18 protein-coding genes are annotated in these 15,888 nt (G+C 70.1%); 10 read left to right on the forward strand and 8 right to left on the reverse strand.

Going from position 1 to position 15,888, the window contains the following annotated elements; all coding sequences use genetic code 11:
• Window positions 1-32: 32 nt before the first annotated feature.
• The 6 genes from ABZ464_RS21075 to ABZ464_RS21100 form a co-directional block, all read right to left on the reverse strand.
• Window positions 33-548, reverse strand: a complete 516-nt coding sequence (locus tag ABZ464_RS21075) for a DoxX family protein (protein WP_359279133.1) — start codon at window positions 546-548, stop codon at window positions 33-35.
• A complete protein-coding gene (locus ABZ464_RS21080; protein WP_359279134.1) occupies window positions 545-904 on the reverse strand; it encodes a hypothetical protein in 360 nt (119 codons plus the stop codon). The genes ABZ464_RS21075 and ABZ464_RS21080 overlap by 4 nt, the downstream gene beginning before the upstream one ends.
• Window positions 901-1,764, reverse strand: a complete 864-nt coding sequence (locus tag ABZ464_RS21085; RefSeq protein ID WP_359279135.1) for an extradiol ring-cleavage dioxygenase — start codon at window positions 1,762-1,764, stop codon at window positions 901-903. The genes ABZ464_RS21080 and ABZ464_RS21085 overlap by 4 nt, the downstream gene beginning before the upstream one ends.
• A gap of 49 nt (window positions 1,765-1,813) precedes the next feature.
• Window positions 1,814-2,638 carry a citryl-CoA lyase gene (locus tag ABZ464_RS21090; protein WP_359279136.1) on the reverse strand — a complete coding sequence of 275 codons (825 nt, stop codon included), beginning with the start codon at window positions 2,636-2,638 and terminating at the stop codon, window positions 1,814-1,816.
• An 80-nt stretch (window positions 2,639-2,718) separates the two neighbouring features.
• A complete protein-coding gene (locus tag ABZ464_RS21095) occupies window positions 2,719-3,900 on the reverse strand; it encodes a CoA transferase (protein ID WP_359279137.1) in 1,182 nt (393 codons plus the stop codon).
• Between the two features lie 94 nt (window positions 3,901-3,994).
• Window positions 3,995-4,798 carry an IclR family transcriptional regulator C-terminal domain-containing protein gene (locus ABZ464_RS21100; protein ID WP_359279138.1) on the reverse strand — a complete coding sequence of 268 codons (804 nt, stop codon included), beginning with the start codon at window positions 4,796-4,798 and terminating at the stop codon, window positions 3,995-3,997.
• Window positions 4,799-5,064: 266 nt separating this feature from the next.
• Here ABZ464_RS21100 and ABZ464_RS21105 point away from each other — a divergent pair, with 266 nt between their 5' ends.
• The 8 genes from ABZ464_RS21105 to ABZ464_RS21140 all read left to right on the forward strand — a co-directional run bounded on the left by ABZ464_RS21105 (window position 5,065) and on the right by ABZ464_RS21140 (window position 12,683).
• Window positions 5,065-6,528 carry an amidohydrolase family protein gene (locus ABZ464_RS21105; protein ID WP_359279139.1) on the forward strand — a complete coding sequence of 488 codons (1,464 nt, stop codon included), beginning with the start codon at window positions 5,065-5,067 and terminating at the stop codon, window positions 6,526-6,528.
• A 217-nt stretch (window positions 6,529-6,745) separates the two neighbouring features.
• Window positions 6,746-7,639: an intradiol ring-cleavage dioxygenase gene (locus ABZ464_RS21110; protein ID WP_359279140.1), complete on the forward strand. Its 894-nt coding sequence runs from the start codon at window positions 6,746-6,748 to the stop codon at window positions 7,637-7,639.
• Complete coding sequence (locus ABZ464_RS21115; RefSeq protein ID WP_359279141.1) at window positions 7,636-8,721, forward strand: maleylacetate reductase; 1,086 nt, start codon at window positions 7,636-7,638, stop codon at window positions 8,719-8,721. Before ABZ464_RS21110 ends, ABZ464_RS21115 begins: the two co-directional genes overlap by 4 nt.
• A gap of 38 nt (window positions 8,722-8,759) precedes the next feature.
• A complete protein-coding gene (locus ABZ464_RS21120) occupies window positions 8,760-9,161 on the forward strand; it encodes an ACT domain-containing protein (protein ID WP_359279142.1) in 402 nt (133 codons plus the stop codon).
• 34 nt (window positions 9,162-9,195) lie between these two features.
• Window positions 9,196-9,498, forward strand: coding sequence for a hypothetical protein (locus ABZ464_RS21125; RefSeq protein ID WP_359279143.1), 303 nt, complete (start codon window positions 9,196-9,198; stop codon window positions 9,496-9,498).
• A 261-nt stretch (window positions 9,499-9,759) separates the two neighbouring features.
• Complete coding sequence (locus tag ABZ464_RS21130) at window positions 9,760-10,407, forward strand: helix-turn-helix domain-containing protein (RefSeq protein ID WP_359279144.1); 648 nt, start codon at window positions 9,760-9,762, stop codon at window positions 10,405-10,407.
• Window positions 10,408-10,863: 456 nt separating this feature from the next.
• Window positions 10,864-11,625: an SDR family oxidoreductase gene (locus ABZ464_RS21135; RefSeq protein ID WP_359279145.1), complete on the forward strand. Its 762-nt coding sequence runs from the start codon at window positions 10,864-10,866 to the stop codon at window positions 11,623-11,625.
• A gap of 29 nt (window positions 11,626-11,654) precedes the next feature.
• Window positions 11,655-12,683 (forward strand): Gfo/Idh/MocA family oxidoreductase, encoded by a 1,029-nt coding sequence (locus tag ABZ464_RS21140; RefSeq protein WP_359279146.1) that lies wholly within the window; start codon window positions 11,655-11,657, stop codon window positions 12,681-12,683.
• Between the two features lie 85 nt (window positions 12,684-12,768).
• Here the strand turns inward: ABZ464_RS21140 and ABZ464_RS21145 are convergent, their stop codons facing one another.
• The gene (locus tag ABZ464_RS21145; RefSeq protein ID WP_359279147.1) at window positions 12,769-13,614 is read right to left on the reverse strand and encodes a sugar phosphate isomerase/epimerase; all 846 of its coding nucleotides are present in this window, start codon (window positions 13,612-13,614) and stop codon (window positions 12,769-12,771) included.
• A 215-nt stretch (window positions 13,615-13,829) separates the two neighbouring features.
• Here ABZ464_RS21145 and ABZ464_RS21150 point away from each other — a divergent pair, with 215 nt between their 5' ends.
• Window positions 13,830-14,282: a hypothetical protein gene (locus ABZ464_RS21150; protein ID WP_359279148.1), complete on the forward strand. Its 453-nt coding sequence runs from the start codon at window positions 13,830-13,832 to the stop codon at window positions 14,280-14,282.
• Between the two features lie 34 nt (window positions 14,283-14,316).
• A complete protein-coding gene (locus tag ABZ464_RS21155; RefSeq protein WP_359279149.1) occupies window positions 14,317-14,883 on the forward strand; it encodes a hypothetical protein in 567 nt (188 codons plus the stop codon).
• 21 nt (window positions 14,884-14,904) lie between these two features.
• On the opposite strand, the gene ABZ464_RS21160 is transcribed toward ABZ464_RS21155, so the two are convergent.
• Window positions 14,905-15,783 (reverse strand): hypothetical protein, encoded by an 879-nt coding sequence (locus ABZ464_RS21160; protein WP_359279150.1) that lies wholly within the window; start codon window positions 15,781-15,783, stop codon window positions 14,905-14,907.
• Window positions 15,784-15,888 lie beyond the last annotated feature (105 nt).

Below are 15,888 nucleotides of genomic sequence, written 5' to 3' on the forward strand. Positions count from 1 at the left end.
GCACGGGCGGCCTTCAGGGCCCAGGTGGCGATCTAAGGCGGGGAAGCCGATGCTGCGGCGTTGATGTGGTGCCGCCGCAGCCAGAGGACGGGAAGCGCCGCGGCCAGAGCCGCCCCGGCCGAGGCCGCCGCCCAGACGGGACCGGAGGCGTGTTCCGCGCCAAGGGCGTGGTCCACCGACCAGGCGCCCGGACCGGTCAGCCCGATCACGAGCGCCAACCCGCCGTAGATGAACGGGACTTCGTATCCGCCCAGGTGAGCCCAGAGCCCGTGGGGAGCGTTGGGGACCGCGGCGACGATCATCGTGCCCATGGTGATCGCGGCGGCGAGAGGGGTCGCTCCGCCAGAGGCAAGCAGTAGGGCCGCTGCCAGTTCGCTGGTCCCGGCGAGCAGGACCATCGGCTTTCCCGGCCGGAAGCCCCAGCTCTCGAAGACGACAGCGGTGCCGCCGGGCCCCATGCCGCGGAACCATCCCAGCAGTTTCTGGGCCGCGTGGCCGAACAGCAGCCCCGCGAGCAGCAGACGCAGGAGCAGCAGGCCGGCGTTCATGTCGCGATGTCCGGGTACGGCAGGGAGAAGTGGGCCAGCCGCTCGGCGTACTGCCTCTGGAAGCCCAGACCCTCGTGGTCCCGCTCGAACATGGCGATGAACAACGTCAGGGTGAGGAACGGGTGGGCCCCTAGTTCGAACAGCTTGGGGTGGTCATGGGCCGCCAGCGCCGCTCGCTCGGCGTCCTCGAACCTCAGCCAGGTCGACGACTCCCCACTGACGCAGTTGAGGAGGGTGTTCGCCTGGTTCGCCTCCCACCACTCGACCGTGCCGGTCGGGTCGGTCCGGTACCGCTCCACCAGTTCGGGATCGCGGTCGACGGTGTAGAGGAACTTGTTCAGCAGGTACTTGCTCATGCCGTCGCTCCCTTCGGGTACCAGGTGAAGTAGGCCTCCATGGTGTGGAACAAGTCGAGGGTGTCGACGTGGTCCGCCTTGGCGCCCTCTCCGGCGACGCCCATCATCAGCATGAAGTCCATGAAGCCGTGGGTGGCGTTGCCGGGCCGGTGCAGGCTGTCGAGCGTGACCTCGGACAGACAGCCCTCGATGTCCCCGCTCGCGATCCATTCGACGGCCTTGCGGTCGAAATCCGGGTCCGGTCCCTGATCCCCGAACTGCCGTGGGCCGCCGAGTTCCAGGGACAGGTGTCCGGTTCCGATGACCGCGACTCGCTGGTGTGACGGCCAGCTCTCGATGATCTCCCGGATGCTCCGCCCCAACTGGACGAAGCGTTTCGGCTGGGGAAGCGGAGGCGCGAAGATGTTGGTGTAGATCGGGACGATCGGCAGGTCGGCCTCGGGCCGCAGGGTGATGATCGGGCAGGTGATCGAATGGTCGATGCGCAGTTCGTTGCTGAAGGCCAGGTCGAAACCCGCGTCGAGGCCTTGGCGCAGCAGATGGGCGGACAGCTCCTCCTGCCCCTTGAGGAGCATCTTCGGCAGCCCGAACTCGCGCTCCTCGTTGTAGAAGTTGGCGTCGTAGAACGGGGCCTTGCCGACCAGGAATTGCGGCATGTTGTCCAGCCACAGTTGGTGGAAGTGGTCGGATCCGACCATGACCAGGACATCGGGACGGGCCCGGGTCAGCGTCTCCCGGAATTTCTCGATCTTCGCCACCCATGCGTCGGCGAAGGCCGGCCGGTCCTCGCCGGTCGCGGTACTGGCCCGGTAGTAGAAGGGATGGTGGGTCGAGGCGATGACCGCGACCAGCTCTGCCATGGTGCCTCCTTGTCGGCTGCCATGTCGGGTGCTGTGAAGGACGGGCGGGTCAGTCGGGCTGCGCGGGGACGTACCGGGCGTTGCGGTCGACGGACAGGTAGACGTCCATGGCGAGGGGAGAGCGCTGCTCCTCGGCGAGATGGCCGAGCAGGCCCGCCGCCCGCGCCAGCAGGGCGAAACCTCGCAACAGGTCGACGGGCAGGCCGAGATCGGCCAGGGCCGCACCGCACACCCCGGCGCCGTTGAGCGGAAGCGTACGGCCGAGGACCTGCGGGTGGACGCGGCCGACGGCCTCGAACAGCCGCAGGTGCGGCCCCTTGAGCCCGTTCTCTTCGGCGATCTCGAGCAACACCGGCGTCCTGGGGTCCTGGACCTTGTGCACGGGGTGTCCCAGTCCCGGAATGAGCCGCCGCTGTGCGCGGGAAGCACGCACTGTCTCGAGGGCCAGCTCGTCCCACCCCGCGTCGTCGCCGTCGCCGTCGCCGGGGAGCCGCACCCCCGGTGCCGACACGACCTCGTGCAGGAACCTTCCGCAGTCCTCGGTCACGCCGAGGAAGCGCGAGCCGCCGCCCAACAGCCCTGCGGCGAGCGCTCCTTGTACCGAGTCGGGCGCGGACAGGTACGTGAGTCGCGCCGTGATCGCGGTGGGCGTGAATCCGTGGTCGGCCAGGGCGACGAGGACGGCTTCGAAGACCCGCACCTCGCCCGGCTCGGGGCGGCGTCGGGTGACCAGCCACAGGGCCAGTTCTCCGAAACCCACCTTCCCCATCAGCTCGCCGGCCAGGTCGTGGCCGAGCAGCGTGATGGTGCTGGCGTCCGACGTGCCCAGTGAGGTCGGATAGTGCGGCGGTCGGCCCTGCGCCGGTTGCTGCATGGGGGTGCTCCCTTGAAGATCCGAGGCCGGCAGTGCCTCGGTGGGACGGGGATCGGGGATCGGGGAACGCGCGGGGCCGCTCAGCCGCGCGGGGCCGTGAGCCAGGCGCGCAGTTCGGCGCCGTGTTCGTCGAGGCCCGGCGGGGGCAGCCGGTAGCGCGGCGGGGTGGTCGAGAACGAGATCGGGTGGCGCACGGTCGGTACGGCGGCGTCCCCCTCACCGACGACGACCACCGGGTCGAGCCCCACTTCCTCGGCGAACGCGACACCTTCGCCGATGGTGTTGATGGGTGCGCAGGGCACTCCCACGGCGAGCAGCTCGTGGAACAGTTCCTTCTTGGTGCGCGTGGCCAGGCGTTCCAGAAGCAGCGGCCGCAGTTGCTCGCGGTGGGCGGTGCGGTCCTGGTTGTGGGCGAACCGCGGGTCGTCCGGGAGATCGGGGAGCCCCAGCACCCCGCACAGCCTCGCGAACTGGCCGTCGTTGCCGGCGATGACGACGAGGTCTCCGTCGGCGACGGGCAGCGGTTCGTACGGGAACAGGCTCGGGTGGGCGTTGCCCATCCGGTAGGGCGTCTCGCCGCCCGCCACCTGGGCGCTGGAGTGATTGACCAGACCGGACAGGGCCGAGGACAGGAGATTGACCTCCAGGCGCTGCCCCTCGCCGGTCAGGTCGCGGTGGTGCAGCGCCGCGAGGACGCCGATCGAGGCGTGCAGGCCGGTCATCACGTCGAAGACGGAGATCCCTGCCCGGTAGGGGGGCCCGGCCGGGTCGCCGGTCAGGCTCATCAGGCCGGAGATGGCCTGCACCATCAGGTCGTATCCGGGAAGCGCCGAGTCGGCACGGGAGCCGAATCCGCTGATGGACGCGTAGACGACGCCCGGATTCGCCTCCCGGACGGCGTCGTAGTGCAGGCCGAACCGCTCCAGTCCGCCCGGCTTGAAGTTCTCGATCACCACGTCGGCGCGGGCCGCCAGCTCGCGCGCCAGCCCGGCGTCGGCCTCGTCCTTGAGGTCCAGTGCCAGGGATCGCTTGTTCCGGTTGACCGCCAGGTAGTAGGTGGAGACCTCGTCGCGCACGGGCGGGAGCCAGGTGCGGGTGTCGTCGCCGGCCGGGCTCTCCACCTTGATGACCTCGGCACCCAGATCCGCGAGCAGCATGGTCGCGTACGGGCCGGCCAGGATGCGGGAGAAATCCGCCACCAGCAAACCGTGCAGGGGCCCGCGGGGGTCGCTGTCGCGGGGACGTACCGCTTCATCCGCCATACCGCAGCACACTCCTTGTCCGCTCTACGGACTATCGTCCGCAGAGCGAGTCTCAGGAGCTTCCCGGGCGATTGTCAACACCCGAAGGGAAGATTCAGGCAAGGGGGCGGCGCGGGATCGAGTCGTAGCGCGCGAAGTCGGCGCTCACATCACCGGCCGCCTGGAGCAGCAGGGGCAGGTACTCGCCCCTCAGCTTCTCCACCGAGGTCTCGGCCGCGTGCACGGTCACGTTCATGGCCGCGACGACCCGGCCGGTGCCGTCACGCAGCGGAGCCGCCACGGACCTGATGCCGGCGGCGAGTTCCTCGTCGGTGAGCGACCAGCCCTTGGCCCGCACGTCCTGCAGCACCGCGTCGAGTTCCGCCCGGTCCGGGCGGTGACGCGGCTCGACACCGGCCCGGCTCGGCTCGGCCAGGACCTTGTCCAGTTCCTCGGGCTCCAGACCGGCGAGCAGCACCTTGCCCAGGGACGTCTGGCGTGCGGGGAACCGGGTGCCGATGCCCACGGACAGGGTGATGAGCTTCGGTACGGCCACACGGGCGACGTAGACGATGTCGGAACCGTCCAGCTGCGCGATGGACGTCGACTCCCGGGTGCGGGCCACGAGCCGTTCCATGTGCGGGCGGGCCACCCCCCACAGCCCCATGGCCTGCACATAGCTGAGGCCGAGTTCGAGGACACGGGCGGTGAGGGTGAAACCGCCGCTCGGCAGGACGCGTACATAGCCCAGCGACTCCAGGGTCAGCAGGATCCGCCGCGCGGTCGGTCGGGCCAGGCCGGTGGCGGTGGCCACTTCGCTCAGGGCCATGACGGGCGCCTGGGGATCGAACGCCTTGATGACGTCGAATCCGCGGGCGATCGCCTCGATGAAGTTCGGGTCGTCGTCACGACGAGACACGGCTGCTCCTGGTGCTCGGAGGAACGGGCACCGCTCGGTGACCCCGTCGGGAGAGCCTAACTTTCCGCGGCCCGATGTCCGTATGCCGGATCGGCGGCCACGGGTGCCTCCGCCAAGGGGACTCGGCGGTCCCTGCCGACTCCCTTGACAGCGTCTCCCCCGCCCTTCATCGTTACGCCATCATCCCCTCTGTCCGCTAGACGGACACTCGTCCGATCCAGCCGACGAGTGCGCGCCGAGCCGACGACGAGCCCCCGAGGAGTCCGATGAACGGGACCAGCACGCCGGCCTGGAACGACGGATTTCGCGACCGCCCCTTGGTGTTCCGCGGCGGCACCGTCCTCTCCATGGACGACCGCAGGACCGTGCACACGGAGGCCGACGTCCTGATCGTCGGCGACCGGATCAAGGAGATCGGCCCCCGTCTGGCCGTCCCCGAGGGCACCGTCGAGATCGACGCGACAGGCGGAATCGTCATGCCGGGCATGATCGACACCCACCGCCACATGTGGCAGTCCACCATGCGCGGCTACGGCGCGGACTGGACCATCACCCAGTACTTCGTCTGGTACTACCTGGAACACGGCAAGCGTTTCCGCCCCGAGGACATCCATGCGGGCAACCTGCTGTCGGCGGTGGAGGCCCTCGACGCCGGCGTGACCACGACGGTCGACTGGTCGCACGGCCTGCGGACGGTCGAGCACGCGGACGCCGCCGTGGACGCCCTGGAGGAGATCCCCGGCCGCTTCGTCCTCGCCTACGGCAACATCCACGAAGCGCCCTGGCAGTGGTCGACCGCCCCCGAGTTCCGCGACTTCGTCGGCCGCCGTCTCCACGGAAACGACAAGGTCGGATTCCAGATGGCCTTCGACGTCACCGGAGATCCGGCCTTCCCCGAGAAGGCGGCGTTCGAGGTCGCACGCGATCTGGGGGCCACCGTCACCACGCACGCCGGCGTGTGGGGCGCCACCGGGGACGACGGCATCCGGCTGATGCACGACCACGGCTTCATGACCCCGGGCGCCCTGTATGTGCACGCCGCCACCCTCAGCGCCGACTCCTACCACCGCATCGCGGCCACCGGCGGCTCCGTTTCGGTCTCGACCGAGAGCGAGCAGACGTGCGGGCAGGGCTACCCGCCCACCTGGATCCTGCGCGCCCACGACATCCCCGTCTCTTTGTCCATGGACACCAGCGTGTGGTGGAGCGCCGACCTGTTCTCGGCGATGCGCGCCACCCTCGGTGCCGACCGGGCGCGTGAACACCTCCAGGCGCACGCCGCGAACGAAACCGTCACGCATCTGCGCCTGCGGGCCGAACACGTCGTGGAGTGGGCCACCCGGGGAGGGGCCAGGGCGCTCGGCCTGGACGACGAGGTGGGCAGCCTCGAAGTCGGCAAGAAGGCGGACGTCGTCCTCATCAAGAACGAGCACTCCCCGGCGATGTTCCCGATCCTCAACCCCTACGGTCACGTCGCCTTCCAGGCCCAGCGCGGTGATGTGCACACCGTCGTGGTCGACGGACGCGTCGTCAAACACGATCACCGACTGGTCGGCATCGACCTCGCCAAGGCCCGCCGGACCGCCGAGGCGACGGTCGCACACCTGCGTGCAGACCTCGGGGCCGACGCGTGGGAACGCGGGATGAACCCCGACATCCCCGAGACGAAGGTCCTGGACAACCCCTACACGTACACGGACTACCGCAGCGCCACCACCCACGGCGGCTGACCCGGCCCACCGGGTACCGGAGCCCTCGCCGCCGCCTGACGCCTGACGCCTGAACGTACGTTGCTGAATCTCTCCCGGAAATCGCGGAGGATGGGCGGGAGGGCCCGCCGCTCGAGCCGGCGGATCCGAGCGTTCAGCGGAGACGGTCCGCCTACCACGGGCGGACCCCCGGGCCCCCGAACGCACACGCTTCGCGGGAAAGGTTGGTCAGGGTTCCATGAGTACGCCTTCGCTGTTCACCGAGGAACGGTCCGCCGAGATCGTCGTCGAGAGTCTCGGCGCGGACACCGACCCACGGCTGCGGCAGGTCCTGGGTTCGCTCGTCCGGCATCTGCACGCCTTCGTCAAGGACGTGGAGCTCACCAACGAGGAGTGGGAAGCGGCCATCTCCTTCCTCACCGAGACGGGCCGGGCGTGCACCGACGTCCGGCAGGAGTTCATCCTGCTGTCGGACGTGCTGGGGGTGTCCATGCTGGTCGAGACGGTCAACAACCGGTCGCTGGAACTCGCCACGGAGTCCACCGTCCTCGGCCCGTTCCACATGGTCGAGTCACCGCGCAGGGAGCCGGGCGACCTCATCGCCCTGGACGGCAAGGGCGATCCGTGCCTGGTCACCGGGCGCGTCACCGACGAGAAGGGGGAGCCCGTCGCGCACGCCACCGTCGACGTCTGGCAGGCCAACGCCGAGGGCTTCTACGACGTGCAGCAGCCCGGCATCCAGCCCGACCGCAACCTGCGCGGTCTGTTCACGACCGACGACAACGGCGAGTTCTGGTTCCGCTCCATCGTGCCCCGCTTCTATCCGATCCCGGTCGACGGGCCCGTGGGCCGCCTGCTCGAGGCCACGCACCGCCACCCGAACCGGCCCGCGCACGTGCACTTCCTGGTGACCGCCGAGGGACACCGGCCGCTGACCACCCATCTGTTCGTGAAGGACTGCCCGTACATCGGCTCCGACGTGGTGTTCGGCGTCAAGGAGAGCCTCGTACGCGACTTCGGCGAGGTCGACGACCCCGTGCGCGCGGCCGAACTCGGTTTCGACAACCCCTATCGCGCCGTCCACTTCGACATCTCCCTGCTCAGCGACGACGGCCGGGAGGCCCGGCGATGAGCCGGGCCCGCAGCTTCACCCACCAGTCGCTGCCCCAGCGCGTGGTGATGGGACCCGGCGTGCTCAGCCGGCTGCCCGACGAGATCGACGCGGCCGGGCTCAAGCGTGTCCTGGTCCTGTGTTCCCCGTCGCGGGAAGCGCTCGGTGAGGCCGTGGCCCAGCTGATCGGCGACCGTTCCGCGGGCGTCCACCCGCACGCCCGTATGCATGTTCCCGTCGAGTCCGCCGCCGCGGCCCGTGACCGGGTGGCGGAGCTGGGGGCCGACGGCTGTGTCGCGGTCGGCGGCGGCTCGGCGATCGGGCTCGGCAAGGCGATCGCCCTGGAACTCGGTCTGAAGATCATCGCCGTACCCACGACATACGCCGGTTCGGAGATGACCTCCGTGTGGGGGCTGACCGAGGACGGTCGCAAGCGCACGGGCAAGGACCTGCGGGTGCTGCCCGTCAGCGTGCTCTACGACCCCGAGCTCACGCTGGGCCTTCCTGCGGCCGTCTCGGTGACCAGTGGCATGAACGCGATCGCGCACGCCGTCGAGGCCCTCTACGCCCCGGACGCCTCTCCGATCATCAGCCTGATGGCCGAGGAAGGAGTGCGCGCCCTCGCCGCCGCCCTCCCCGCGGTCGCGGCGGACGGCAAGGATCTCCCGGCCCGGGCGGACGCCCAGTACGGGGCGTGGCTGTGCGGTTCCTGTCTCGGCGCCACCACGATGTCCCTGCACCACAAGCTGTGTCACGCCCTCGGCGGCACCCTCGACCTGCCGCACGCCGAGACGCACACGGTCGTCCTGCCGCACGCCCTCGCGTACAACCAGGCCGCCGCCCCCGATGCCGTCGCGGCGCTCCGACGGGCGCTGGGCGGGGACGACGACCCGGCCACCGCGCTGTGGGGGCTCGCCCGGCGCCTGGGCGCCCCCGCCTCGCTGCGCGAACTCGGCATGGAGAAGGCCGCGATCGGCCGGATCGCCGAACAGGTGCTGGCCCACCCCTACGCCAACCCGCGACAGGTCACCGCGGACGGCCTCACCGACCTGCTGGGCCGCGCCTGGGCCGGCGAACCGCCGACGGCACGGAGTACGTGCTGAACGGTGGACTCTGCACGGTGACCACGAAGGAAGTAGTCATGGCCGGTGAAAGTGATCTGCGGAAACTGCTCAGCGGCATGCGTCCCGAACTGAATGCCGGCCGCTATGTGTTCACCACCGTCGTGGGCGGTGTGCCCTCCGGAGTCGTCCCCGTGGTCACGGTCGCCGAGCAGGAGGGCCTGACCCTGGTGGTGCCGCTCGAAGAGGCGGATGCGGCGGGGTTGGCCTACGACTACGTGGCCGGCTGGATCACCTTGCGCGTCCACTCCGCCCTGGAGGCGGTCGGGCTGACCGCCGCGATCTCACGGGAGCTCGCCGACGCCGGCCTGAGCTGCAATGTCGTCGCCGGGTTCCATCACGACCACCTGTTTGTTCCGTACGAGCACGCCGACCGGACGGTGGCCCTGCTGGAGGATCTGGCACGGCGCTCCGCAGCCTGAACACCTGCGGGCCCCCGTGTCGCGCGTCCGATCCATGTTCTACATAAGCTTGACGTACTTCACAGTTGAGGTCGCCTGGCTGGAGATGGACGTCGACGAGCAGGGCGGTCTGGTCCCCGGCTACGAGCTGAAGCTCAACTCCTACGACCTGGGCGTGGACATCGAGCTGTACGACGCGCTGCAGCGGCTGCGGTTCGAGCATCCCGAGGTCTGCTCGGTGGTGCTGACCAGTGCCAAGGAGATGGTGTTCTGCGCCGGGGCGAACATCCGGATGCCGGCCGCCTCCCCGCACCACTCGCCCAGCACGGTCATCAGCAGCGACCGCTCGCTGACATGACCGAACTCCCGGCGACGGCTGACCACGGGGCGTGCGTCACGCGCAGCGCCCTGACCGCCCCGTGTCGTCCGCGCCCGTTCGCGCGCTGCACCCGCCACCATGGTCCTTCTCTTCCCTCGCCGATGGCCTGCCCCTCAGCGTATCCGGGTGTCCCGATCCGACCACGCGATGCGCTGGAGCACCCCGCACGCCACCAGTGGCGTCGCCGCGTTCCCCGGGGCACTAAACTTGGCGGCAGCGTCAAGTTGCGAGGAGGGTTCCATGGCGAAAGCCGGCCTGCGTGCGGACGCGCGCCGCAACATCGAGAAGCTCAAGGCGGCCGCCGTCGAGGTCTTCCGGGAGAAGGGGCTGCACGCGCCGCTGGAGGAGATCGCGCAGCGGGCCGGGGTCAGCACGGGCACGCTGTACAACCGGTTCGGCTCGCGTGAGGCGCTGATCGACGCGGTCATGCCGGACCTCGCCAAGGACACGCTGGACAAGGTGGTGGAGAAGGCGTTGGCCTGCGAGGACCCCTGGGAGGGCTTCGCGGGCTACGTCGAGGACGTCTGCCGGGTCCAGGCGTCCGATCCCGCGCTGAACGACGTGATCTCCCGTCGGTACGCCGCCGAGCAGCTGGCGGTGGTGTGCCAGGTGACCGCGGACCGGGAGCGGCAGATCATCGAGCGGGCCCAGCGGGCGGGTGCCCTGCGGGCCGACTTCACCCGCGAGGACATGCTCTTCGTCTGGTGGTCCACGGCGATGCTCGTCCGGCACACCGCGGACGCGGCCCCGCAGGCCTGGCGCCGCAGCATCGGCTTCCTCCTGGACGGACTGCGCGCGGAAGCCGCGCACCCGTTGCCCGTACAGGCGCTGACTCCCCGTCAAGTGGACACGCTCATGCTGGAACTGGGCGAGTCCGGACCGATGTGACGCCTTGACCGGCAGGGGTGTGCTCACGCGGTCTCGCCGAGCGGACCGCCAGCCGCTTGGCCAGGGCCGCGGCCTCTTCGCGCGCACGGCCGCGCGACGCCTCGTACAGGGCCAGCAGCTCGGACATCGCCGGGTCGACTGGTGCGAGTCGTATCCCTCGCGAGGAGTGCCGGGACCGTAGGCGGTCGGGCTGGTACGCGAGATCCTGCCCGCGGGTGACGTGGTACGCCGCATGGCGCGGGAAGCCGCCGCCCACCTGGGCCGTTTCGCTCCGGAGACCGCGGCGCCGGGCCTCAGAGCCGACGCGTTCCCCGGACATCGCCGAAGAGCGGGGTCTCGCGCCCGGTCGTCGGGGCGGGGCGATGATGGAGTTTTGATGCACTGCCGAGGATTGAATGACGGGTTCGGGTTCTCAAGACTGGCAGGAGGCAGGAACCGCGAAAGGACACAGCACTGATGGGACTGCTCGAGGACAAGGTCCTCCTCGTCAACGGCGGCAGCCAGGGCGTCGGCGCCGGAGTCGTGCGGGCAGCCGTCCAGGAGGGCGCGACCGTCGTCTTCACCGGCCGCCGGGCCGACGTGGGCGAGAAGCTGGCCGCGGACACCGGCGCGCACTTCGTACGGGCCGACCTCGCCGATCCGGCACAGGCACGCGACAGCGTCGTACGGACCGTGAACGCTCATGGGCGCATCGACTGCCTGGTCAACGCGGCCGGGCTGACGTCGCGCGGCTCGCTGCTGGACACCACGCCGGAACTGTTCGACCAGCACATCGCGATCAACCTGCGCGCGCCGTTCTTCGCGATGCAGGCGGCGGTGGCCGACATGACGGCGCGTCAGGCGCCGGGCACCATAGTCAACATCGGGTCCAACTGCGCCCACGGCGGGCCGCCCGACCTGGCGCCCTACTCCGCGGCCAAAGCCGGTCTGGCCGGACTGACCCGCAACGCCGCCCACGCCCACCGCTGGGACCGCATCCGGATCAACGACCTCAACATCGGCTGGACGGACACCGAGGGCGAGGACGCCACGCAGCGAGCCTTTCACGGCGCGCAGGACGACTGGCGGGAACAGGCCGCCGCGGCCCTGCCCATGGGCAAGCTCGGGCAGGTCGACGAGATCGCCGGCTTCGTGGTCTTCCTCCTCTCCGATCGCAGCGGTGTGATGACCGGCTCGGTGATCGACTGCGACCAGATCGTCTTCGGCGGCCAGGGCTGAGCCGTCGAGACCGGCAAGAAAGCAGGCACATGACCACGCGCGAGCCCCTGCGGATCGGCGTCCTGGGCGCGGCCCGGATCACCGAGCTCTCCCTCGTGAAGCCGGCCCGTACCTGTGGCCATCGCCTGGTCGCGGTGGCCGCACGCGACCGCGACCGCGCCGCGGCGTTCGCCGCCGCGCACGGCGTCGAGCGGGTGGCCGACTCCTACGCCGACCTGGTCGCCGACCCCGACGTCGAGGTCGTCTACAACCCCTTGGCCAACAGCCTGCACGGGCCCTGGAACCTGGCCGCCCTCGCCGCGGGAAAGCACGTCCTCACCGAGAAGCCGTCCGCGAGCAACGCGGAGGAGGCGGCCGAGGTCGGCGAGGCCGTCGCCCGGGCGGGCACCGTGTTCATGGAGGGCTTCCACTACCTGTTCCATCCGGTGACCCGGCGGCTGCATGAGCTGCTGGCCGACGGGGAGTTGGGCGAGCTCCGGCACGTCGAGGCGATGGTCGCGATGCCGGCGCCGTCGGCCGACGACGTACGGTGGTCGTTTCCGCTGGCCGGCGGCGCGCTGATGGATCTCGGGTGCTACAGCCTGCACGCGCTGCGGATGCTCGCCCCCTGGGCCGGCGGCGCCCCGCGGCTGATCGCCGCGCGCGGTGGGGAGCGGGAGGGGGCTCCGGGCGTCGACGAGTGGCTGTACGCCGATCTGGAGTTCCCGGGCGGTGTCACCGGCAGCGCCCGCTGCCACATGGCGTACCACACGTGGCGGATGAGCTGTCGCGTCGTGGGCACGCGGGGCGAGGCCACAGCGACGAACTTCGTGCAACCGCACCTGGACGACCGGGTGGTGGTGCGGACAGCCGCCGGTGAGCGCACCGAGGAACTCGGCCGAAGGTCCTCGTACACCTACCAGTTGGAGGCCTTCACCGCGCATCTGCGCGACGGGGCTCCGCTGGTGCTCGACGCCGCAGACGCGCTGACCGGCATGCGGCTCGTCGACGCGTGCTACGAGGCGGCCGGATTCCCCGTCCGGCCGCGTACGGGTCCTTCATTTCTGCATCAAGGGTGAATTCAGGAATTTCATTTCGAGGCCACTCCCCCGATATTTCTCAGCGTCGGCGAGGTGACAAACGCCGACGTGCGAGCAGTTCTTGTCACAGCAGCGCCGCGGCGGTGCGGTACGCCTTCTGCGTCGCCTCTCGCACGGGAAGCGCACGGTGTGTGTCGGAGAGGATCTCCACTCCCCAGGGGCCCGACCAGCCGGCCGTACGGAGCGCGGTGATGATTCCGGGCAGGTCGAAGGAGCCTTCGCCGCACAGGCGGCGCCGCCGGACGGTGTCTTCGAAGAGGGTGCCGAGGACGACGGCGTCGGCGTCGTCGAGTTCCACGCCCACGATGCGGGAACCGGGCACCTTCGCCAGCTCTGCGGGTGCCGTGCCGGCGCGCTCGGTGTGCCAGACGTCGATGATGAGGCCGCCCGCCGGATGCCCGGCCGCCTCGACGAGCCGGAGGCCGTCGTGCACGGTCTTGAGGTTCGACCAGGGCAGGAACTCGACGCCGAGCCGCGCGCCCGCCTCGTCGGCCTGTGCCGCCAGCGCGGCGAACTCCTCGGCCCAGACGTCGAGTTCCCAGGGACGGTCCTCGACATCGGGGCCGACCTTGATGTGCCGTGCGCCGAGTGCCTCGGCGGCCGTCAGGAGGTGTCGGCGGACGGCGTCCGCCGCGGTGTCCCGGGACACGCCGTTCCACCAGTCGGTGATGAACTCGAGCTCGACGTGGCGGAGCCCGTTGTCCTCGAAGAGGGATCGGATACCCGCGAGGCCGTAGGTGCGCTCGGCCTCCACCAGGTCCGGGTACAGCAGCCCGAAGCCCGTGAATCCGGCGGCGCCGGCGGCTTCCGCCCGCTCCCGCAGACCGAGCGGGCTGCGCTCGTCGCCGCTGCCGGGCTCGGCGTCACCCGCGGTCGTCCAACAGGTGGCCAGCAATCCCTCAGTCGTCATTTTTCTACGTCCCCGATAATTCCAGTTTTCCTGGAATTCTTCGGCGCGGAACACCTGTCGGTCAATCCTCGGAAAACCATCAAAGACACATCAGTCATGATCTCGGGGACTGTCTCCGGGTGGTAGCGAACCATGGGGCGGCGGAACCGTTTCGCCGGGTGCCGTGTCCTCGTTCGCGGGAGGTGGTTCCACCGCGGAACCACCTGTGAAGGGGGATGGTCATGGGGCAGCTGCGCGAGGGGGCACGGTTAGGGGCTTGGGCCGTGGGCGGGGTCATCGGCTTGGCGGTGTTGTACGTGATCGGGGTGTTCGCCTTCGGCAGCGCGGCGTGGATCACCGCCCCGTTCCGCGGTGAGGCGGAGGAGCGCGAGAACACCGTCGGCTCGGGCGAGTTCCGTCAGACCACGTACGAGGAGTTCTTCGATCTGTGCGAGGCCGTGCAGAACGCCGAAGGGACGATCCAGGCGCTCCAGGAGGAGCGGAAGACCGCTTCGGAGACGCGCACGACGCAGATCGACCAGTCGATCACCGCGCTGAAGGCCACGCGGATCGAGTCGGTCAACGACTACAACTCGAAGGCCGCGCAGGAGCACCGCGCGCCCTTCCGTGACAAGGATCTGCCGTACCGGCTGGATGTCACCGCCAAGCGCACGACGTGCACCAACTGATCCCCGTCTCGTCCAGGGAAGAGGGCAGCACCGCATGAAGAAGTTCGCACGCATGGCCCTGGCCGCCGTCATCGCGCTCGTCGTGGGCCTCGCTCTGACGTCCTGCACCAGCGACACCAGCCAGGACAAGGAGAACAAGGCCAAGCAGGACAACTACGACCACCTCGTGGCCCAGCAGCCGGCGGGCCGCATGGAGTACTCGCCGACCCGTGAAGCGATCAACCAGTGGATCAAGACGTGGGGGAAGCGGGGCAAACTCTCGTACGTCTACATCCAGAACGCCAACGGCGAGTACGGGTACTTCATCATGAAGGGCCTGCCGGTGCCGCGCTGCAAGATGCTCACGCCGACGGAGAAGGTGGAGCACTCCGACAGCGGCATCGCGGTCCTCGCCCAGCCCGGTATGGACGGCACGTACACGACGGGTTCCACCTGCAACGCCTACTACGGTTTCGACGCCACGACGGGCGCGTACATGGAGTTCACGGTCGGCACGAACCAGTCGTTCTTCCTGTTCGACAAGCCCATGACGATGCCGGAGTACGCCAGCGCCAAGCAACTGGGCCCGACTTCGGTGAAGGACGTCGCGAAGCAGCCCTGAGCATGCCGACAGGCGCGCGGCTCAACCTCCGTGCGTCACCCGCACACGCACGGTCAGCAGCGTCCTTGACGCCCGCGAGGACCGCCGGCAGGGCTCCGAACGGCGCCGTGGACTTGACCTGTCGTAACCGGCCGGGCCGGTCATCGGCATGTTGCGGTGGTCGGCCGTCCACTTCCCCGCGACGAAGCGCACCGTGACCTGGTCTCCCCGCTGCACGGTGAGGCCGCTCACGGCCTGCCGGCCGGTCCCCGACTGGACGACCTGGCTGACGGTCGTCGTCTTCGGGTCCTCCTGCAACGGCAGCACCCCCGTGAGGAACAGACCGCCCACGGCGGCGGCCGCCACCGCTGCCCAACCCAGCAGCCTCCGGCCCCCCGAGGGCGCAGCCGGCGTGGTGCCGGCCGTCGGCGTCGGCGCCTCCTCGTGCCCGACGGTGCCCGGCCGGCCCCTGGTCACGGTGTCCGCGTCGGCCAACGGACCGCCGCGACGCGCTGGAGCGCGGAACGCACGACGGCCGCCGACGGGCGCTCCTGCGGGGACTTGCGCAGTCCCTCGACGACCGGGCGCAGCGGGCCGAGCCGCTCCGTCAGGACCGGCTCCTCGTACGCCACCGCGTGCAGGATCGCGGGACTCGCCGGCCTGCGGAACGGGGACTGTCCGCCGCACACCGTGGCGAGGGTTGCCGGTGAGGAAGTCGCCGTCGTCCAGGGCCGCGATGCCGAAGTCGGTGAGGGCGGCGCTGCCGTCGCGCCGCAGCAGGACGTTGGCGGGTTCGACGTCGCGGTGCAGGGTGCCGACGGCGTGCACGGCCTCCAGCGCGTCGAGCAGTTGCATGATGATCCACAGCCGGTCCTCGGACTCGACCAGGTCGTGGGCGCCGATCACATGCGGGTGCGGCACGCGTGCGACGGCGCGCCTCGCGGGTCGCCCGGCGCAGCCGTATGGACCTCGTGGAGCATGACTTCAACATCCTTGCGGGACATCACTTTTGACCCCGCCTCCGAG

This window comes from Streptomyces sp. NPDC005820, from assembly GCF_040630255.1.
In the GTDB taxonomy this organism is placed as follows: Bacteria; Actinomycetota; Actinomycetes; order Streptomycetales; family Streptomycetaceae; genus Streptomyces.